This is a genomic window from Faecalibacillus intestinalis, assembly GCF_015097455.1.
Classification (GTDB): Bacteria; Bacillota_I; Bacilli_A; order Erysipelotrichales; family Coprobacillaceae; genus Faecalibacillus; species Faecalibacillus intestinalis.
Genome location: NZ_AP024085.1, coordinates 1,865,691 through 1,883,448, shown reverse-complemented (window position 1 = coordinate 1,883,448; position 17,758 = coordinate 1,865,691). Strand labels below are relative to the sequence as shown.

At 28.2% G+C, this 17,758-nt stretch carries 13 protein-coding genes and 1 tRNA gene; 9 read left to right on the top strand and 5 right to left on the bottom strand.

Annotated features, from left to right (window positions below):
* The first annotated feature begins 45 nt into the window (after positions 1-45).
* Positions 46-130, top strand: a tRNA-Leu gene (locus Fi14EGH31_RS10175).
* 61 nt (positions 131-191) lie between these two features.
* Here Fi14EGH31_RS10175 and pepV read toward each other — a convergent pair.
* A complete protein-coding gene (gene pepV / locus Fi14EGH31_RS10170) occupies positions 192-1,559 on the bottom strand; it encodes a dipeptidase PepV (protein ID WP_200764776.1) in 1,368 nt (455 codons plus the stop codon).
* A 101-nt stretch (positions 1,560-1,660) separates the two neighbouring features.
* On the opposite strand from pepV, the gene Fi14EGH31_RS10165 reads away from it, so the two are divergent.
* The 5 genes from Fi14EGH31_RS10165 to Fi14EGH31_RS10145 all read left to right on the top strand — a co-directional run bounded on the left by Fi14EGH31_RS10165 (position 1,661) and on the right by Fi14EGH31_RS10145 (position 6,076).
* Positions 1,661-2,071, top strand: a complete 411-nt coding sequence (locus tag Fi14EGH31_RS10165; protein ID WP_022002901.1) for an NUDIX hydrolase — start codon at positions 1,661-1,663, stop codon at positions 2,069-2,071.
* 10 nt (positions 2,072-2,081) lie between these two features.
* On the top strand, positions 2,082-4,220 hold the full coding sequence (locus Fi14EGH31_RS10160; RefSeq protein WP_200764775.1) for a Tex family protein: 2,139 nt from the start codon (positions 2,082-2,084) through the stop codon (positions 4,218-4,220).
* Between the two features lie 8 nt (positions 4,221-4,228).
* Positions 4,229-4,900 carry a YiiX/YebB-like N1pC/P60 family cysteine hydrolase gene (locus Fi14EGH31_RS10155; protein WP_117346644.1) on the top strand — a complete coding sequence of 224 codons (672 nt, stop codon included), beginning with the start codon at positions 4,229-4,231 and terminating at the stop codon, positions 4,898-4,900.
* A gap of 69 nt (positions 4,901-4,969) precedes the next feature.
* Positions 4,970-5,179, top strand: coding sequence for a cold-shock protein (locus Fi14EGH31_RS10150; protein ID WP_200764774.1), 210 nt, complete (start codon positions 4,970-4,972; stop codon positions 5,177-5,179).
* A 39-nt stretch (positions 5,180-5,218) separates the two neighbouring features.
* Positions 5,219-6,076 (top strand): DMT family transporter, encoded by an 858-nt coding sequence (locus Fi14EGH31_RS10145; RefSeq protein ID WP_117480224.1) that lies wholly within the window; start codon positions 5,219-5,221, stop codon positions 6,074-6,076.
* On the opposite strand, the gene Fi14EGH31_RS10140 is transcribed toward Fi14EGH31_RS10145, so the two are convergent.
* From Fi14EGH31_RS10140 to Fi14EGH31_RS10125, 4 genes are all read right to left on the bottom strand, one after another.
* Complete coding sequence (locus Fi14EGH31_RS10140; protein ID WP_200764773.1) at positions 6,073-7,203, bottom strand: glycerate kinase family protein; 1,131 nt, start codon at positions 7,201-7,203, stop codon at positions 6,073-6,075. The two genes, Fi14EGH31_RS10145 and Fi14EGH31_RS10140, sit on opposite strands and share 4 nt — an antisense overlap.
* A 9-nt stretch (positions 7,204-7,212) precedes the next feature.
* On the bottom strand, positions 7,213-10,809 hold the full coding sequence (locus Fi14EGH31_RS10135; protein WP_200764772.1) for a UvrD-helicase domain-containing protein: 3,597 nt from the start codon (positions 10,807-10,809) through the stop codon (positions 7,213-7,215).
* On the bottom strand, positions 10,796-13,579 hold the full coding sequence (locus Fi14EGH31_RS10130; RefSeq protein WP_200764771.1) for a PD-(D/E)XK nuclease family protein: 2,784 nt from the start codon (positions 13,577-13,579) through the stop codon (positions 10,796-10,798). Before Fi14EGH31_RS10130 ends, Fi14EGH31_RS10135 begins: the two co-directional genes overlap by 14 nt.
* Positions 13,580-13,687: 108 nt before the next feature.
* Entirely contained in the window at positions 13,688-15,592 is a 1,905-nt protein-coding gene (locus Fi14EGH31_RS10125) for an NAD(+) synthase (RefSeq protein ID WP_117849611.1), read from the bottom strand.
* A 103-nt stretch (positions 15,593-15,695) separates the two neighbouring features.
* Between Fi14EGH31_RS10125 and Fi14EGH31_RS10120 the strand changes: the two genes are divergently transcribed.
* From Fi14EGH31_RS10120 to Fi14EGH31_RS10110, 3 genes are all read left to right on the top strand, one after another.
* Positions 15,696-16,481, top strand: a complete 786-nt coding sequence (locus Fi14EGH31_RS10120) for a ZIP family metal transporter (RefSeq protein WP_022002892.1) — start codon at positions 15,696-15,698, stop codon at positions 16,479-16,481.
* A 12-nt stretch (positions 16,482-16,493) separates the two neighbouring features.
* On the top strand, positions 16,494-16,709 hold the full coding sequence (locus tag Fi14EGH31_RS10115) for a hypothetical protein (protein ID WP_022002891.1): 216 nt from the start codon (positions 16,494-16,496) through the stop codon (positions 16,707-16,709).
* Positions 16,710-16,795: 86 nt separating this feature from the next.
* Positions 16,796-17,758: a helix-turn-helix domain-containing protein gene (locus Fi14EGH31_RS10110; protein ID WP_117782425.1), complete on the top strand. Its 963-nt coding sequence runs from the start codon at positions 16,796-16,798 to the stop codon at positions 17,756-17,758.

The window sequence follows — 17,758 nt, the reverse complement described above, 5'->3', positions numbered from 1 at the left end:
GTCTTGTTTTTATCTTCAAAATGTGGTAAATTAAATATGTTAGATGCGGCCGTGGTGAAATTGGTATACACGTAGGTTTGAGGGACCTATGGCTTATGTCGTGCCGGTTCAAGTCCGGTCGGCCGCACCATAGAGTTGATAAGCTTATCTTTAAAGATAAGTTTTTTTGTATAAAAAAAGAATAGAAATTTCTATTCTTTAATTAAATCATAAATTGCTTTAGCAAAGATTTCTGTTGATTTTAATAATGAGTCAATCTTTATGTTTTCATTGTTACCATGAATTGCGTTATCTTCATCTTTGAATTCACATCCAAAAGCTACACAATTTGGCATTGATTTAGCATAAGTTCCTCCCCCAATTGCTTGTGGTTGACTTTCTGTATCATCTGAAACTTCAACATAAGCTTTATGAAGTTTTTGAACAAGTTCACTGTTTGGATCTATATAAAGTGGTTCATGAATATCACTTTCTAAATTTAATCCAAGAGACTGACATAATTCTTTTACACTATCACACATTTTCTTTAAATCAATTTCATGAGGACAACGTAAGTCTAATTCAATATCAGCATCTTCTTTAACATATTTGACAACACCTAAATTCATTGTTAATTTACCCATTAATCCTTCATGATTAATTTGTAAACCTTTTCCATAATAATCATTTAAATACGTTGCAATAAAATGTACAAGTTTATTATTAATAACAGTATCTAAATAAGTTGCAAGTAAACTTACAGCATTAATTCCTTCTTCTGGTAAAGAAGCATGTGCGCTTTTTCCTTTTAAGACAAGCTTTGTACAATTTCCTTCTTCTTCAATGATACCAGTTACATGATGATCACTTAAAAATTGTTTAAATGATTCTTCATATTGTTTATGATTCCCTTCGATAATTGCTTCACATTCACCAGGAACAATATTTACACGATCACCAGCTACCATTGCAATCAATCCATCTTTTTTTACATTTCCTGTTATATGGAAATGAACAATTCCTTTTTCACCATAAACAACAGGGAATTCAGCATCAGGAGTAAATCCCATAGATGGATATGGATTCTTAGTAAAGTAATGTTCAACGCAAGAAGATCCACGTTCTTCATCACAACCAAAAATAACACGAATTTTCTTTTTAACAGGTAAATCTAAATCATGAATGATTTTAGCAGCATAATATCCAGCAAGTAAAGGTCCTTTATCATCAGCAACACCTCTACCATAAAGTTTACCATTAGCTTGAACCACTTTAAATGGATCGCTGTTCCATCCTCTTGAATCAACAGGAACAACATCCAAATGACCTAAAATACCAAAACTTTCTTCTTGATCACCAATATCTATATGTCCAGCATAACCATTTTCATCATGTACAACAAAACCATCTCTTTTTCCAATTGCTAACATAGCATCAAGAGCTTGTCTACATTCACTTCCATAAGGTTGGTTTTCACTAATTGTTTTTTCATTATAAACGGAAGGGATTGCGCATAATGTTTCAATGTCTTGAATAAGCTGTTCCTTTCTTTTTTCGACTTCTTCTTTAAAGTTAATCATATTAAAATCACCTCAGCATATATTATACATTTTTCATAATAATTTTTAAACACATTTGATAAAATAATGTTATGATAAAGACAGTATAGGGGGAAATATCAATGGAAAATATAAGATTTCATATTACAGTAAAAGGAATTGTTGTTTTTAAACAAAAAGTATTATTAATGAAAAGAGTTAGACCATCTAGTGATGGACTAGGATATTGGGAGCTTCCTGGGGGCGGTTTAGAATATGGGGAAACACCGAATGAAGCTTTAAAAAGAGAATTGAAAGAAGAAACGGGTTTAACGATCGATGTTGTTAAACCAGCATATACTTTTACCAAAATAAGAAAGGATTATCAAACAGTAGGTATTGGTTATTTAGCATCTACAGATGATGATCATGTTTCTATTTCTTTTGAACATACGGATTATAAATGGTGTTCAATTGATGAATTAAAAGATTATTTATGTGATGAAATTTACCAAGATATTATCTATACGTTAAAAGAATATACAAGTATTTAAAGAGGTTTATATGAATCAAGAAATTATTAAAACAATTAGTGAAGAATTAAATGTAAGAGTACATCAAATTGAAGCAGTGTTATCTTTATTAGAAGAAGGTAATACAGTTCCTTTTATAGCACGTTATCGAAAAGAAAAGACGGGTGCTTTAGATGAAGATCAAATACGTATAATTGATAAATATTATCAATATCAAGTGAATTTATTAAAAAGAAAAGAAGATGTTATTCGTTTAATTGATGAAAAAGGAATGTTAAATGAAAAATTAAAAACAGATATTTTAAAAGCTACACAATTAAGCGAAGTTGAAGATCTTTATCGTCCTTATAAAGAAAAAAGAAAAACAAAAGCAACAGCCGCTAAAGCAAAAGGATTAGAACCTTTAGCTAAATGGATCTTAGCTTTAAATAAAGGAGATATTTTAGTAGAAGCTAAAAAATATTTAAATGATGATGTTTTAAATGTAGAAGATGCCATTCAAGGAGCTTTAGATATTATTGCTGAAGATATTGCTGATGATATTAAATATCGTAAGTTTTTAAAAGATATGCTATATAAAGGTGGTATTTTAAAAACAAGTGAAAAGAAAAAACATGATGATGAAAATAAAGTTTATGAAATGTATTATAACTATCAAGAAAAAGTAAAAACTTTAGTATCACATCGTATTTTAGCAATCAATCGAGCTGAAAAAGAAAAAGTAATCAATGTAAATATAGAAGGAGATAAAGATTATTATTTACAATACATTACAAGAGGTGTTACAAAAAACAGAGAAACAAATCTTTTACCATATATTCAAAAAGCAGTAGAAGACAGTTATCAAAGATTATTATTCCCTTCTATTGAAAGAGAAATAAGAAAAGAATTAACAGAAAAAGCTAATGAACAAGCATTAAAAGTCTTTTCAGTCAATTTAGAAAATCTTTTATTACAAGCACCATTAAAAAATAAAATGGTCTTAGGTGTTGATCCTGCTTATCGAACAGGATGTAAATTAGCAGTTGTTGATCAAACGGGTAAAGTCTTACACATTGATAAAGTCTTTATTACTTTACCTAAAGATAATTATGATAAAGATATTAAAACTTTATTAGATATTATTTCAAAATATAAAATTGAAATTATTGCTATTGGAAATGGAACTGCTTCAAGAGAATCAGAAGCCTTTATTGCCAAACTTATTCAAGAACATCATTTGAATGTAGAATTTGCTATTATTTCTGAAGCAGGTGCTTCTGTTTATTCAGCGAGTCAAATTGCTAAAGAAGAATTTCCAGATTATCATGTAGAAGAAAGATCTGCAGTATCAATTGCAAGACGTTTACAAGATCCACTTGCTGAACTTGTTAAAATTGAACCCAAAGCAATTTCAGTTGGACAATATCAACATGATATTCCTGAAAAAGATTTAGAAGAACAATTGGCTTTCGTTGTTGAAAAAACAGTAAACAATGTAGGTGTTGATATCAATACAGCTTCTAAGTCATTACTTAAATATGTTGCAGGATTAAATGCTGGTGTAGCACAACAAATTGTTTTATATCGAAATGAACATGGTAAATTTCATAATCGAAATGAAATAAAAAATGTAAAAAAATTAGGAGCCAAAACATATACACAAGCAATAGGTTTTTTACGTATCTTAGATGGTGATCATTCATTAGATGCTACTGCTATTCATCCTGAAAATTATCAACAAACTTTAGATTTATTAAATTTATGTCAATTATCATTAGCTGATTTAGGAACAGTGAAACTTAAAGATAAATTATTAAAAATTAATAAAAAAGAAGTTATAGAAACTTTAAAAATTGACCAATATACATTAGATGATATTATTGATTGTTTAATTAAACCAAATCGTTCAATTAGAGATCAATATCAAACACCACTTTTAAAAAAAGATATTCTTCATATAGAAGACCTAAAACCAGGAATGGTTTTAGAAGGAACTGTTAGAAATGTTGTTGATTTTGGAGCTTTTGTGGATATTGGCTTAAAAAATGATGGTTTAGTGCATATATCAAAAATGTCAAAACAAAGAATTAAACATCCATTAGATGTTTTAAGTATAGGGGATATTGTAGAAGTCAATGTCATAGATGTTGATTTAAATAAAAAAAGAGTAAGTTTAAGTATGATCTAGGTGATGATGTGTATAGAATATATGCTTTGATATTATGTTTATGTCTTGTGGGATGTACACAAAAAAAAGATATCGAGGTATCAACTCAAAAGGAAAATTTTAGTTATGAAGAGGTTTCAGAAAATTTTTCAAAGTTGCAATGTGGGGATATTATTAATATTGAAAATAGTCATTATATTTCAAATATTGCGATTCCTGGTAGGTGGAAACATACACTTATCTATTTAGGAAGTTTAAAACAAGTTCAAGAACTTTTGGATACTTCTTTTCCATATTATGAAAAAATCGTGAAGATGTATAAAACGCAAAAGGAAATACTTGTTTTAGATGCAAATGTTGGAGGTGTACAGATACGTACCTTTGATCAAATGGCTAATTTAAAAAATGAGTCTTATTTAAAAGCCATGACATGTTTTCGTTTTTTAAAAGAGAATACTTTTATTAAAGATTTTTTGAAAAATGCTTTAGATTATTTAAATTATCCTTATGATTATCAAATGGATTTATCAAGTGATCAAGAATTATATTGTAGTGAGCTGGTGGTTTGTTCATTAAAAAAAATGAATATCACTTTTTCTAAACAAACACAAGTTTTTAAATATCGTATTATTTCACCAACAGATTTAATAGAAGAACTTGTAGAAAAAAAATTGGTGAAAAATGTTTTAATTTTAGAATAATGTAGTTGTCTAGATAAGCAATATGATGTAGAATATTAAGTAGATAAAAAAGAAGGAGAAGAAGTGTTCATGGCTATTGGTATTGTAAAGAATTTTAACAAAGATAAAGGTTTTGGATTTATCAACATGGAAGGTGAAGAAAGAGATATTTTCTTCCACTATTCACAACTTGTTCAAGAAGGATTTAAAACAATTGATCCTGGACAAAAGGTTGAGTTTGAATTAGTTGAAGGAAATCGTGGTCTTCAAGCACATCAAGTTGTTAAAATTACTGAATAAGGACAGTGTCCTTATTCTTTTGTTTTAAGGGGGTATTTTATGAACGATACAAAAAAGGGAATGTTATTTATTATAATGGCAGCATTCTTTTTTGCAAGTATGAATGTTTTTGTTAAGTTATCAGGTGATTTATCATCTATTCAAAAAAGTTTTTTTCGTAATTTAATTGCAGCACTTTTTGCATTTATTATTCTAATTAAAAGTAAAGAAGGTTTTACCTATCAAAAGAAGGATATACCGATGTTGCTTTTACGTTCTACTTTTGGAACGTTAGGTATCTTATGTAATTTTTATGCAGTAGATCATTTATTAGTAAGTGATGCATCTATGCTTAATAAGTTATCACCATTTTTCGTTATTATCTTTTCTTCATTATTTTTAAAAGAAAAAGCAAATACGATTCAAAAAGTAACAGTTATGATTGCTTTTATAGGAAGTTTATTTGTAATTAAACCTTCTATTCATTTTGTAAGTAATATCAATTCGTTTATTGGAGTTTTAGGAGCGATGGGAGCAGGGATTGCTTATACCTGTGTTAGAAAATTAGGACAACAAGGTGTTGCTGGAGCAAAAATTGTTTTCTTTTTCTCATTATTTTCATGTTTATCTGTTGTACCTTATTTAATTTTTCATTTTCAACCTATGACACTTCAACAAATTGGTTGTTTACTCATGGCAGGATTAATGGCAACAGGAGGACAATTTTCAATTACGAATGCTTATACATATGCACCTGCTAAAGAAATATCGATTTATGATTATACACAAGTTATTTTTGCAGCTCTACTTGGATTTTTCTTATTAAATCAAGTACCTGATGTTTATAGTGTAATCGGTTATATAATTATCATTGGAGTTGCTTTTTGGAATTTTATGAAACAAAAAAGATGCGTTTAGTGACGCATCTTTTGTCCTAATTGGATACTTCTTGCAAGCCTAAAAGCAGCTTTATAAACATTTTCACCTGCATTTTCTAAAGCTTCTTCTAAAGGACAACAATGATCGATACAACTTTCAATCGTTGTAATACAATTATAAATATCACCAACATTTTCTCCAATAGAGCCAACAATACAAACTGTGTCAACACCATATTTTTTTGCTCTTTGACTCACTCCAGTAGGTACTTTTCCATACATTGATTGATGATCAATACGTCCTTCACCGCTAATAACAAGATCACAATCTTTGACGTATTCATCAAAATGAACAACATCTAAAACAGTTTCAATTCCACTTTGTAGTTTAGCATTTAAAAACGTCATTAAACCAAATCCCAAACCACCAGCAGCTCCAGAACCAGTTTCTTCACTATAATCTTGATAGCCTTTTTTAATACATATTTCTACAAGATGTTTTAATCCTTGATCTAAAAATTGAATATCCTTTTCATTAGCTCCTTTTTGAGGGCCATAGATAGTACTGGCACCTGTTTTACCACAAAGTGGATTTGTTACATCACACATGACGATGATTTGTGTATCTTTTATTCGAGAATCAAGTTGATGAGTATCAATATCTTCAATGAAAGGTAAGTTTTCAGGAATAGGTTCTAAAACTTGGTGATTTTTATCTAAAAAACGAATTCCTAAATGATGAGCCATTCCAATCCCACCATCATTGGTAGCTGAACCACCAATTCCAAGATAGATTTTTTGACAATGACGATCTAGTGCATCTTTAATAAGTTCACCAGTTCCTTTTGTATTTGCTTCTCTAATTTTCTTTTCTTTAACAAGAGGCAGTCCAGAAGCACTTGCCATTTCAATAATAGCTCCTTGACTAGTGATACCATAGCTTGCTTGAATAAGCTCTTGCAAGGCATTATGACAGTCAATTGTTATATATTGACCATTTAAGGATTCAACAATAGCTTGTGTTGTTCCTTCTCCTCCATCAGCCATTGATAGCGTTTTAAAAGAAACATCTTCAAAAACTTCTTTAAATCCTTTTTGAATACTTTTAGATATTTCTAAAGAAGATAAACTTCCTTTATAAGAATCACTTGCAATTAATATTTTCATAGAAACCTCCTAAAGTGTAACATAACGATGAATGTGTAAATAATAAACAATAGCTTCCACTTCTTTATTTGGAAACATTTGCTTCATAATCTTTTTATAATAATACATTTGACCTTGATGAAGTTCTTTTAAGAGTTCATCAGAACTATTTTTAGCTAATGTATCTGTCTTATAATCAATGATTGTTATTTTATCTTCGTTAATACATAAAACGTCAAAAATACCATGAATAATTTGTTTATTTTCATTTAAAAATGAAAATTCTTTTTCTTTATAACAATATGAACTTTTTAACATCAATTGATAAATATCACTTTCAATAAAGCTTTCTAAATGAACCTTATATTGATTTAAAAGAGTTCGCGCTTCTTCATTAAATAAAGATCTTTGTATAATATTTTGAAAACATTCTTCAAAATTTAATTCTTTATCTAAAGGATACAATTCTAAAAATAAATGAACAAGAGTTCCTCGATCAGTTGCTTTCATTGATGATTCATTTTCTTCATCATCTCTTTCAAAAAAACGATTTCCATCATCAATAATAGAAGTAACTGCTACTGTTTTATCAAAAGGTGCTTTGTTTTGATAATTAAATTGACTATTTTTTAAATAAAGTTCTCGATCATTATTTTCTATTTGACTTGTTGGATAGATATATTCATCAATTGTATGAACATCAATAATTGATGTATGAAATTTAGAATGACATGTATTAAGTTGCATCTTGTTTTCTTGATAAAGTTTTAATTGTAAAGCGTTATTTTTTACTTGATCCAAATCATAATAATTTTTAATTTTTTCATCAAATAATGATAAATCAATACATTGTTGAATAAAATCAGGATGACGTATTAAAGCAAGCATGATCCAATTCAACATTTGATTTGATTTACGAATCGTTGCAGGTAAAAGATGACATGAAGCATCCAGCGCGTAATCAATGACTTGCTTTTGCCATTTTTCAATCATATTAATCTCTTTTAAACCACCCGTTAAAACCAACTTTTGAGATGCTCTTGTAAGAGCTACATAAAGAATACGCATTTCTTCATTAATGGTTTCATTATCAAGAACTGTTGAAAAGATACCACGTAAAGGATGTGGATATTCAATAAGGACATTTTGAAAATCACCTAAATCTTGTTTTTGATGAGGATTTAAAATGATTCCTAAATTTTTATCTTGAATTAAAGGTGCTTTTCCATCAGAAAAATTAAATTGATGGTTCATTTGATTAACGATTACGATAGGAAATTCAAGTCCCTTTGATTGATGGATCGTCATAAAAGTAACAGCATCACCATCACTTGAAAGAGTAGCAGGTTTATAATCAATTCCTAAAGTCATTGTTTGTTCAAATTTATGAACGATTTGATATAAAGAAAGACCTTCATCTGCTTTCAACATTTCAATTAAAAGTTGAACATTGGCATAGCGTTGTTTACCATTATATAGAGAACTGATAAATAGATCATATTCGTTTTCTTTAATAAATTTTTCTAAAACTTCATATACTGGATGATTTCTAGCAAATTCTTGCATTTCATGATAATAGTTTAAAAAATCAATCGCTTCTTGATCGGCTGCTTGTTTTAAAGATTCATATATAGATGTATTTTCTATTTTATGAAGGTAAAGCCAGTTTTCATCAAAGCGTGTTTTTTTATAATTTCCTTTAAGCAATGAAATAAGTGCCAAATCATCTAAACAATTATCTAATGCTTTTAAAAAGTAAACACAATCTAAAATTTCATTACTTTCAAAAAATCCTTTAGTAAGAACAATTAAATTAGGAATAGAAATAGCATCAAAGACCTTTTTATAAGTTATAAAATTAGCAACATTTCTCATCAAAACAACAACATCTTGATACTTTGCTAAACGATTTCCAGTATAAAAATCAAGTTCAAGATGACCAACCATCTCATGAATTTTTTTACCAATCATTTTTGCTTCATATTCAATCATATCCACTGTTTCATCTTCGGGTTTTAAAACCAGCATGATTTCACTATCGAAACGTTTTTCTTGATCGTAACGTAACATGGCTTTTTGTAATTTTTCATCAGTATCACATTTTTCTTTTCGTAAAAAGTCGTAATTTAGTTGGGCATGAGGATCATTGTCGTATTCCAAACCACCATAACGACGATCCATAATCGCATTAAAGATATAGTTAATACTATCTAAAACAATTTTATTTGAACGATAATTGAATTTTAAATCGATTCTTTGATTATTATCTTCAAGACCATAAGTGAGATATTTTTCATTAAAAATATCTAAATCTGCTTTTCTAAAACGATAAATCGATTGTTTCATATCCCCAACCATAAAACGATTAATTTCAGGTTCTTGAAAACGAGAAATTAATAAAATCAAATTTTCTTGAATTTCATTTGTATCTTGGTATTCGTCAATCATAATTTCATGAAATTGTTGATAAAGAGTTTGAGCAACTCCTTGATTTTCACTTAATAATTGAAGGGTATATTGTTCAAGGTCATTAAAATCTAAATAAGAAAGAGATTTTTTATAAGCTTGGTATTTTTTTTGAAATTCTTTAAGATATTTTAAATAGATTTCTAAATGGCGATAAGAAACTTTTAAAACCTCACTTAATTCTTCAATCGAAGAAGGCATACATTTTTGATAAGCTTTACTAAAAGTGTTTTTAGTTTGATCTAATAAGGATTTATATGTTTCTTTGATTGAATCATCAACATCTTTATAACTAGCCGCACGATGTTTTTCAATTTCTATACCCATTGAAAAATATTTTCCTTGATTAATACATTCTTTTAAATTTTGAAAATAATTTTCTAAAACAGTATGTGGTGCAGGTAATTTCTTTGTTTCTTCAAAGTAAAAACCTAAACCATATGTTTGACAATAATCTTCAAGCTTTAAATAACTATCATAGGCTTCTTGAAAAGCTTCGTGTAATAATTTTTTTAATGGTTTTTCAAAAGGCGTATCTTCAATTGTTTGATCGTTGATGACACGATCATAAAGTTTTATTTTCACTTGATCTAAATAATCATCAAAATGATATACAGTATGTGATAAATTATCTAATTGAAAAAGAATTTCTTTAAAAGAATTAAATTGATAACCAGTATAATTTTCTTGATAAAAATCATAAAATTCTTTTTCTTGAACCCATTTTTCAAGACATTGATTTAAAATATTTTCTTTAATTAAAGTAGGATTTTCAAGAATTTCAAATTTAGAATCCAAATGAATTGTATAGCCATATTGACTTAATAAATCACTACAAAAAGAATGGAAATTTGTAATATAAGCATCATTTAATAATATCTTTTGTTTTTCTAAATGTACTTTTAAAGAATCATCAACAACATGAATTCTTTTATTTAAACTTTCTACGAGTCTTTGTTTCATTTCTAAAGCAGCTGCTTTTGTAAAAGTTAAAACAAGTAAAGAATCTACACTTACATGATCATCTTCAATTAAAGACATCATACGATTAACAAGAATTTTTGTTTTTCCAGAACCAGCAGGTGCTGAAACTAGAATAGAACTTCCACGACTATAAACAGCGAGATTTTGTTCATCATTTAAACTTTTATCTTTCTTCATTTTGACCTCCTAATTCAATTTGATGATCTTCATTATAAAAAATATCATAATTACAAATGGCTTTATAATGACAAAAACGACAAGGATTAATATGCATATCAATGTTTGGATTATCACTACGTGTTGGATAAATACGAATATCTCCAGTAATCATTTGTTGGTAAAGACTTTGAATGTGTAAAGTGATTTCTTGTAAAAGGGTATCTAATTCATCATGAGAAATAATTTTAGCGTTACTATAAGGACTACCATCTTTTTTAAGTTTGATCTTGATAATATCACTTTCTTGTTCTATTTCATGATCAATTTCTAAATAAGTGTCATCTACACTATAGCCGTCCATTTTATAAAGTTTAAAAAAATTTTCAGGATCTTGTTTTTCTAAAATAGAAATCTCACTTTTTAATATCCTTTTCTTTGTATTAAAATACAAAACAGCGCCTTTATCATAGTTTTTATTCTTTGATAACATTTCTAAATAAATCAACATTTGCATATTAAATCCTAAACGTGCTAGTTCTAAATTCAATTCTTTATTCGAAGATTTATAATCAATGACTTTTAAATAATTTTGATATAAATCTACACGATCAATAAAACCTTTAAGTTCAATATCTTGGATCTTATCATAAACTCTTTCTTCACAAGCAGAGAGTTCAAATAAACCATGTTGCATCTGTTTTGCTAGAACAATAATTGTATTATATAAATCATCTTCAATCAGTCTTAAAAAGAATTGATTTTTTTTCAAAGTATATTTCTTTAACATATGAGTCTTTAAATAGTTTTGAATACTTAAATGAATATCTTCTTTTAAGGAATCAAAGTTTTTAGCTTGATAGTTATTGAAATAATGATGATTTTTTTCTAAAACATAATGAACTAAAGTACCGATTTCATTACTTTGTATTAAAGAATTATTTATAGAATCTACTTTTAATATATATTGTAGATAGTATTTATAAGGGCATTGGTTATAGACCTCTAATTTACTTGCGGAAAGAGGATTATGTTGATGATTGATATGCATTGGTAATACTTGATGATGGGATTGTTTGTAAACCAATAGATGATGATTTAAAACAGATAATGAATCATCTTGATGTCCTTTTAAATAATAATCTTCTTTTAATGAAGGATGAATAAGTATATGTTTTTTAAAAGTTGGTATCGTAAATAATTTCGTTAATTTTTGAATAATCGATGAAACAACCAAATCTCCACCATTTAAATCTCTTAATGCATAACTTAAAATGATTTTTTGATGATGACAAGAAAAAAGATGTCTTAAAGTATTTTGATGTTTATTTAGTGTATCATAGGTTGTAGGATACTTTAATGCAAGTGCTTCTTGATTTAAAAGTAAATTGGTATTTTTAAATTCTTGAGGAATAATTGTTTCATTTAAACCTAAACAATAAACATATTTTGTTTGTAAGAGTTCACTGTAAGGTTGATTGTAATTAAGTAAATAAAGACTGTCATAGCTTTCTTTAAGAGAATGTGTTTTTTTAGAAAACATTTCTTGAAGTAAACTTAAATATTCTTTTAAAGAAAGAGGTTCAGTTCCTTCAAGTTTTAAACTTGAAAGTAAAGCATAAACAAGTTCATTTTTACAAAAAGAGTGTTCAATAAAATCAATCAAAGATAAAGAATAGGATGATAAATCATGACCTTGAATCTTTAAAACTGCTTTTTTTAATGCTAGATAACTTTCATCATCAATAAAACCTTGTAAAGTATATAAATTTTTTAAATAAGATACATATTGATGATCTTGAAAATTTAATAAATATAAAGAACTGATTGCATCTAAAAGATAGGTTTCATCTTTACTTAGGCAATATTGTAAAAGCATATTAACGACTTGAAAAGCTTGATTAGTGATTGTTTCTTTTCGATTATATGCAAGGTTAAATTGATCTAAAATACGACAAAGATGACGATAATAATCATCATTTGGGTAATAAATCACAAAATCACGTAAAGCATTTTCTTTAAGTAATGTATTAATATCAAAAATAATTTGTTTGACTTCTTCTTGAATCGTTGATGCTTTTAAGATTTGATAAGGATGTTCAAAGTCACTTTTTGTATGTGATGAATCAAATAAATGATTTGTGACGTAACCTGTATAATCAAGAATTTCATTTTCTTTTGTATCTTGATAAATAAAAACATGACCATATTGATCAAGCTTTTGAATAAGTGCTTGATTTTTAGGAATTGTTATTTGATTTGTTAGAAAATAATAATAATTGTGGCACTTTTCATCAATAAGTGAATAAATAAGATCATGTTCTAAAAAATGAGTTTGATCAAATTGATGATATAAATTGAAAAGTGTTTTAATTTTTTCTTTTGATAAATTTGGTAACTCTTTTGTTGTTTCTTGAATATTATAAAGATAGAAATTTTTAAAAATATCTAATATTTGATTAGCTGTTAAAACATGATTAGCGCTTAAATGAAATAAAGAAGAGGTATCTTCTTTATTCATTTTAATAATTTCTAAAAGATTTTGAATATCTGTCTTTTTTCTAAAATCTTGATGATATATTTGTAGAAGCTTTTGATAAAACGACGATAATGTCATGAGTTCAATATTAAAAATGGTATCTGTATGTTTTAAGAAAATTTCTTCGTAATATTTAGGATCATCAACAATGACGTAATGAATAGCAAAAGGATTTTCTTTTGCAGAGTGTAAACAATCATTTATGATTTGTTTTATTGTTGAACTGTAGTGATTTGAGTTATAAATATGCATAATGTCACCTCTTGCTTTATTTTATCATAGATGGATTTAAATATTTAGTGAAAACTATTATTAAAAGGATAAAATAAGGAGTTAATAAAAAAAGAACTGCAAGCAGTTCTAAATTTTTTCTACTTCATCAAGCCATATTTGAACATTGGCATCACTTGGCATACGCCAATCACCACGTGGGGATAAAGCGACAGATCCAACTTTTGGACCATCGGGGATACAACTACGTTTAAATTGTTGACTAAAGAAACGCCAGTAGAATAAACGTAACCATTTTTTAATTGTATCTTTATCATATTTATCTTTGAAGGCAAGTTTTGTCTTTTTATAAAGTTTACGAGGTTCATCACCAAAACGTACCATATGATAAATAAAGAAATCATGAAGTTCATAAGGACCAACAATATCTTCTGTCTTTTGAACAATTTTGTCATCTTCTTGAGGAAGAAGTTCAGGAGATACAGGTGTATCTAAAACATCTTGTAAAATTGTTTCAAGAACTTGACCTTTATAAAGAGAAGAAACATAGTCTACAAGGTAGCGTACAAGTGTTTTAGGAACTGAAACATTGACAGCGTACATGGACATATGATCACCATTATAAGTTGACCAACCTAAAGCAACTTCGCTTAAATCACCTGTTCCAATGACAAGTCCACCAATTTGATTTGCTTTATTCATTAAGATTTCAGTACGTTCACGGGCTTGAACATTTTCATAAGTAACATCATGTACATTTTCATCTTGATCAATATTTTTAAATTGCATTCTTACAACTTCAGCAATATTGACAGTTTGACTTGTCACTCCAAGTTCTTCCATGAGACCTAAAGCGTTATTTTTTGTACGTGATGTTGTTCCAAAACAAGGCATGGTAATTGCATAAATATTCTTTTTATCATAACCTAATTTTTCAAATGCCATGACACAAACAAGGAGTGCAAGTGTTGAATCTAAGCCACCTGAAATACCAATTACGACTTTATTTATATGAGTAGCTTTTAATCTTTGCATTAAACCTCTTGTTTGAATTTCAAAGACTTCTTTACAACGTAATTCACGAAGTGCAGGATTACTTGGAACAAAAGGATGAGGATCATAATAATGATTTGTTTCAATATCAATCAAATCCATATCAAAGTAAACATAGTCATATTCATGATGAGATTGATAAGTTGTCATCTTTCTTCTTTCACTAATAAGTTTTTCAACATCTAAATCACCATAAATCACTTCAGCATCAAAACCAGTACTTTCATTAATAATCGTTCCATTTTCACAAATTAAATGATGCCCAGAGAAAACTACATCGGTTGTACTTTCTCCACTTCCTGCATTACTATAGATATAACCAGAAACAAGTTTTGCTGATTGCATTGAAACAAGGTTTCTTCGATAATCTTTTTTAGCAGTTAATTCATTGCTGGCAGATGTATTGCAAATGACCGTTGCTCCATTTAAAGCAAGTTCATTACTTGGCGCATTTGGAAGCCATAAATCTTCACAAATTTCTACACCTAATGTAAAACTTGGTAAATTTTGACAAGCAAAAACTACTTTACGACCAAATAAAACAATTTGTCCAAAAAGCTCAATTTCAATATTATCTTCAAAACAAGGTGTAAAACGTCTGCCTTCGTAATATTCATTATAATTTGGAATATGATATTTAGGAACAATTCCTAAAATATTTCCATCATATAAAACAGCAGATACATTATATAAATTATTTTGATAATGAAAAGGTAAACCAATAACGACAATTTGTTGGTGTCCTTTTGTATCATGCATAATTTCTTCTAATTGAACAAGACATTCATTTAAAAGACGATTTTGTAAAAATAAATCTTCTAAAGTATAACCACTTAAAACAAGTTCAGGAAAAACAACCACTTGTGCTTTCTTTTCTCTTGTTTCTTTTAAGACCTTTTTAATTTCATTAGCATTATGTTTAACATTGCCAATAAGTGTATCAATTGATGCACTGGCAACTCTTATATATCCATCTTTCATAAAATTCCTCCATTTGTCCTTATTATAACAAAAACATAATTATTTTAGCATATCATTATGCAAAATATTCAAAATCTTTATAATAAAAGAAGAAGGAGGATTTATGAATACAATACTTTATCCATTACTTGGAACCTTATTTACATTTTTAATGACTACTTTAGGAAGTGCGTTGGTTTTTTTCTTTAAAGATGAAATCAAAGATTTTTATCAACAACTTTTTTTAGGATTTGCGGCAGGAATTATGATTGCGGCCTCTGTTTGGTCTTTATTGATTCCTTCCATGGAAATGGCGGAAGCCAATGGTCAAAATAGTGCCCTTATTTTAGGTGGAGGATTTATCATTGGAGCCTTATTCTTGCTTTTTTTAGATCATGTGATTCCTCATCAACACTTAAATGAAGACAAGCCGGAAGGACCTAAAAGTATGTTGGGGAAAAATACGATGCTTGTTTTAGCAGTCACTTTACATAATATTCCTGAAGGATTTGCGGTAGGTTTGACTTTTGCGATTGCTGCAAGTAATTCAAGTATTACATTTGCTTCTGCACTTGCTTTAGCTCTTGGAATTGGACTTCAAAACTTACCTGAAGGAGCAGCTATTTCTCTTCCTTTAAAACAGGAAGGAATGTCACGTACAAAGGCTTTTGTTTATGGAAGTCTTTCAGGAATTGTTGAACCCATTGCAGGAGTTATTGCTGGTTTTACAATTCATATTATGCAAACAATATTACCTATTTGTTTATCTTTTGCTGCAGGAGCGATGATGTATGTTGTAGTAGAAGAATTAATTCCAGAAGCACAACTTGGTAAACATAGTCATGTCGGAACTTTTGGTGTTTTGAGTGGTTTTGTGATCATGATGTTAATGGATGTTTTTTTAGGATAAGAGGAGATTAAAATGTTCTATTTTTTATTTATGATTTTGATGTTTTACATTTTTGGAAAATTATTTTTCTTTGGCTTAAAGGCAGCTTGGGGACTTTCAAAATTTGTTTTAACGATTATTTTATTGCCGATTACTTTAATGGTGATGGTCTCATGTGGTTTGCTTTATTTTGCCTTTGTTTTATTAATTGTTGTAGGAATTATAAGCTTTTTTAAAACAAATATCTAAATGTCAACTGATAGTTGACAAAACGAAAAGTAGAGTTGGTAGTACTTTTTGAATAATTGTTCTAAGATAGAAACAGGAGGGAAGTTATGAATTTATCAGAAAAAATAATGATGTTAAGAAAAAAAGAAGGGTGGTCACAAGAAGAATTGGCTAACCATCTTCAAATCTCAAGACAAGCTGTTTCAAAATGGGAGTCAGGTCAATCGATGCCTGATACCGATAAAATTATTCAACTTAGCCAACTCTTTCATGTAACGACAGATTATCTATTATTAGATCAGGAAAATGAAGGGAACATTCAAACAGGAATTTATTTATCTTTGACACAAGTACAAGAATATTTAAAGATTAGAAAACAATCATCTTTAAAAATTGCCTTTGCAACCTTTTTATGTGTGATTTCACCTATTCCATTAATTGGTTTTACAACGCTATGTCAGTACCAACGATTTCATATGGCAGAAAATTTAGCAATAAGTATAGGTCTTAGTTTTTTAATTATTTGTATAACGATAGCAGTTATCTTATTTTGTTTATGTGCTTTTAAAGTTAAAAAATATGATTTTTTAGAAAAAGAAGATTTTTCTCTTGAAAATAGTGTAAAAGAATACGCAGTTAAAGAAAAAGAAGCTTATCAAGATCACTATCACCGTTATCAAATTCTAGGCATTGCTCTATGTATTTTATCAGTTTTACCTATTTTTATCTTTTTAAATTATGAATTTTTAGAAAGTATTGCTGTTTGTTTTCTTTTATTGTTTGTAAGTATTGGTTGTTTTTTTCTTGTTTTAGCAGGAACTTATCAAAATGCTTTAGATAAGATTCTACAAACAGGGGATTATACCCCTAAACAAAAAAAGAATAACATTTTAAAATCTAAAATCAGTACCATCTATTGGCTTGTTGTTACTGCTATTTTTCTTTATTATACTTTTGGTGAAAATGGTAATGGACAAATACAATATAGTTGGATTATTTGGGCAATAGCTGGTGTTTTATATGGTGTCGTGATGATCATTATAGATTTAATAAGTAGAAGAAGGAATTAA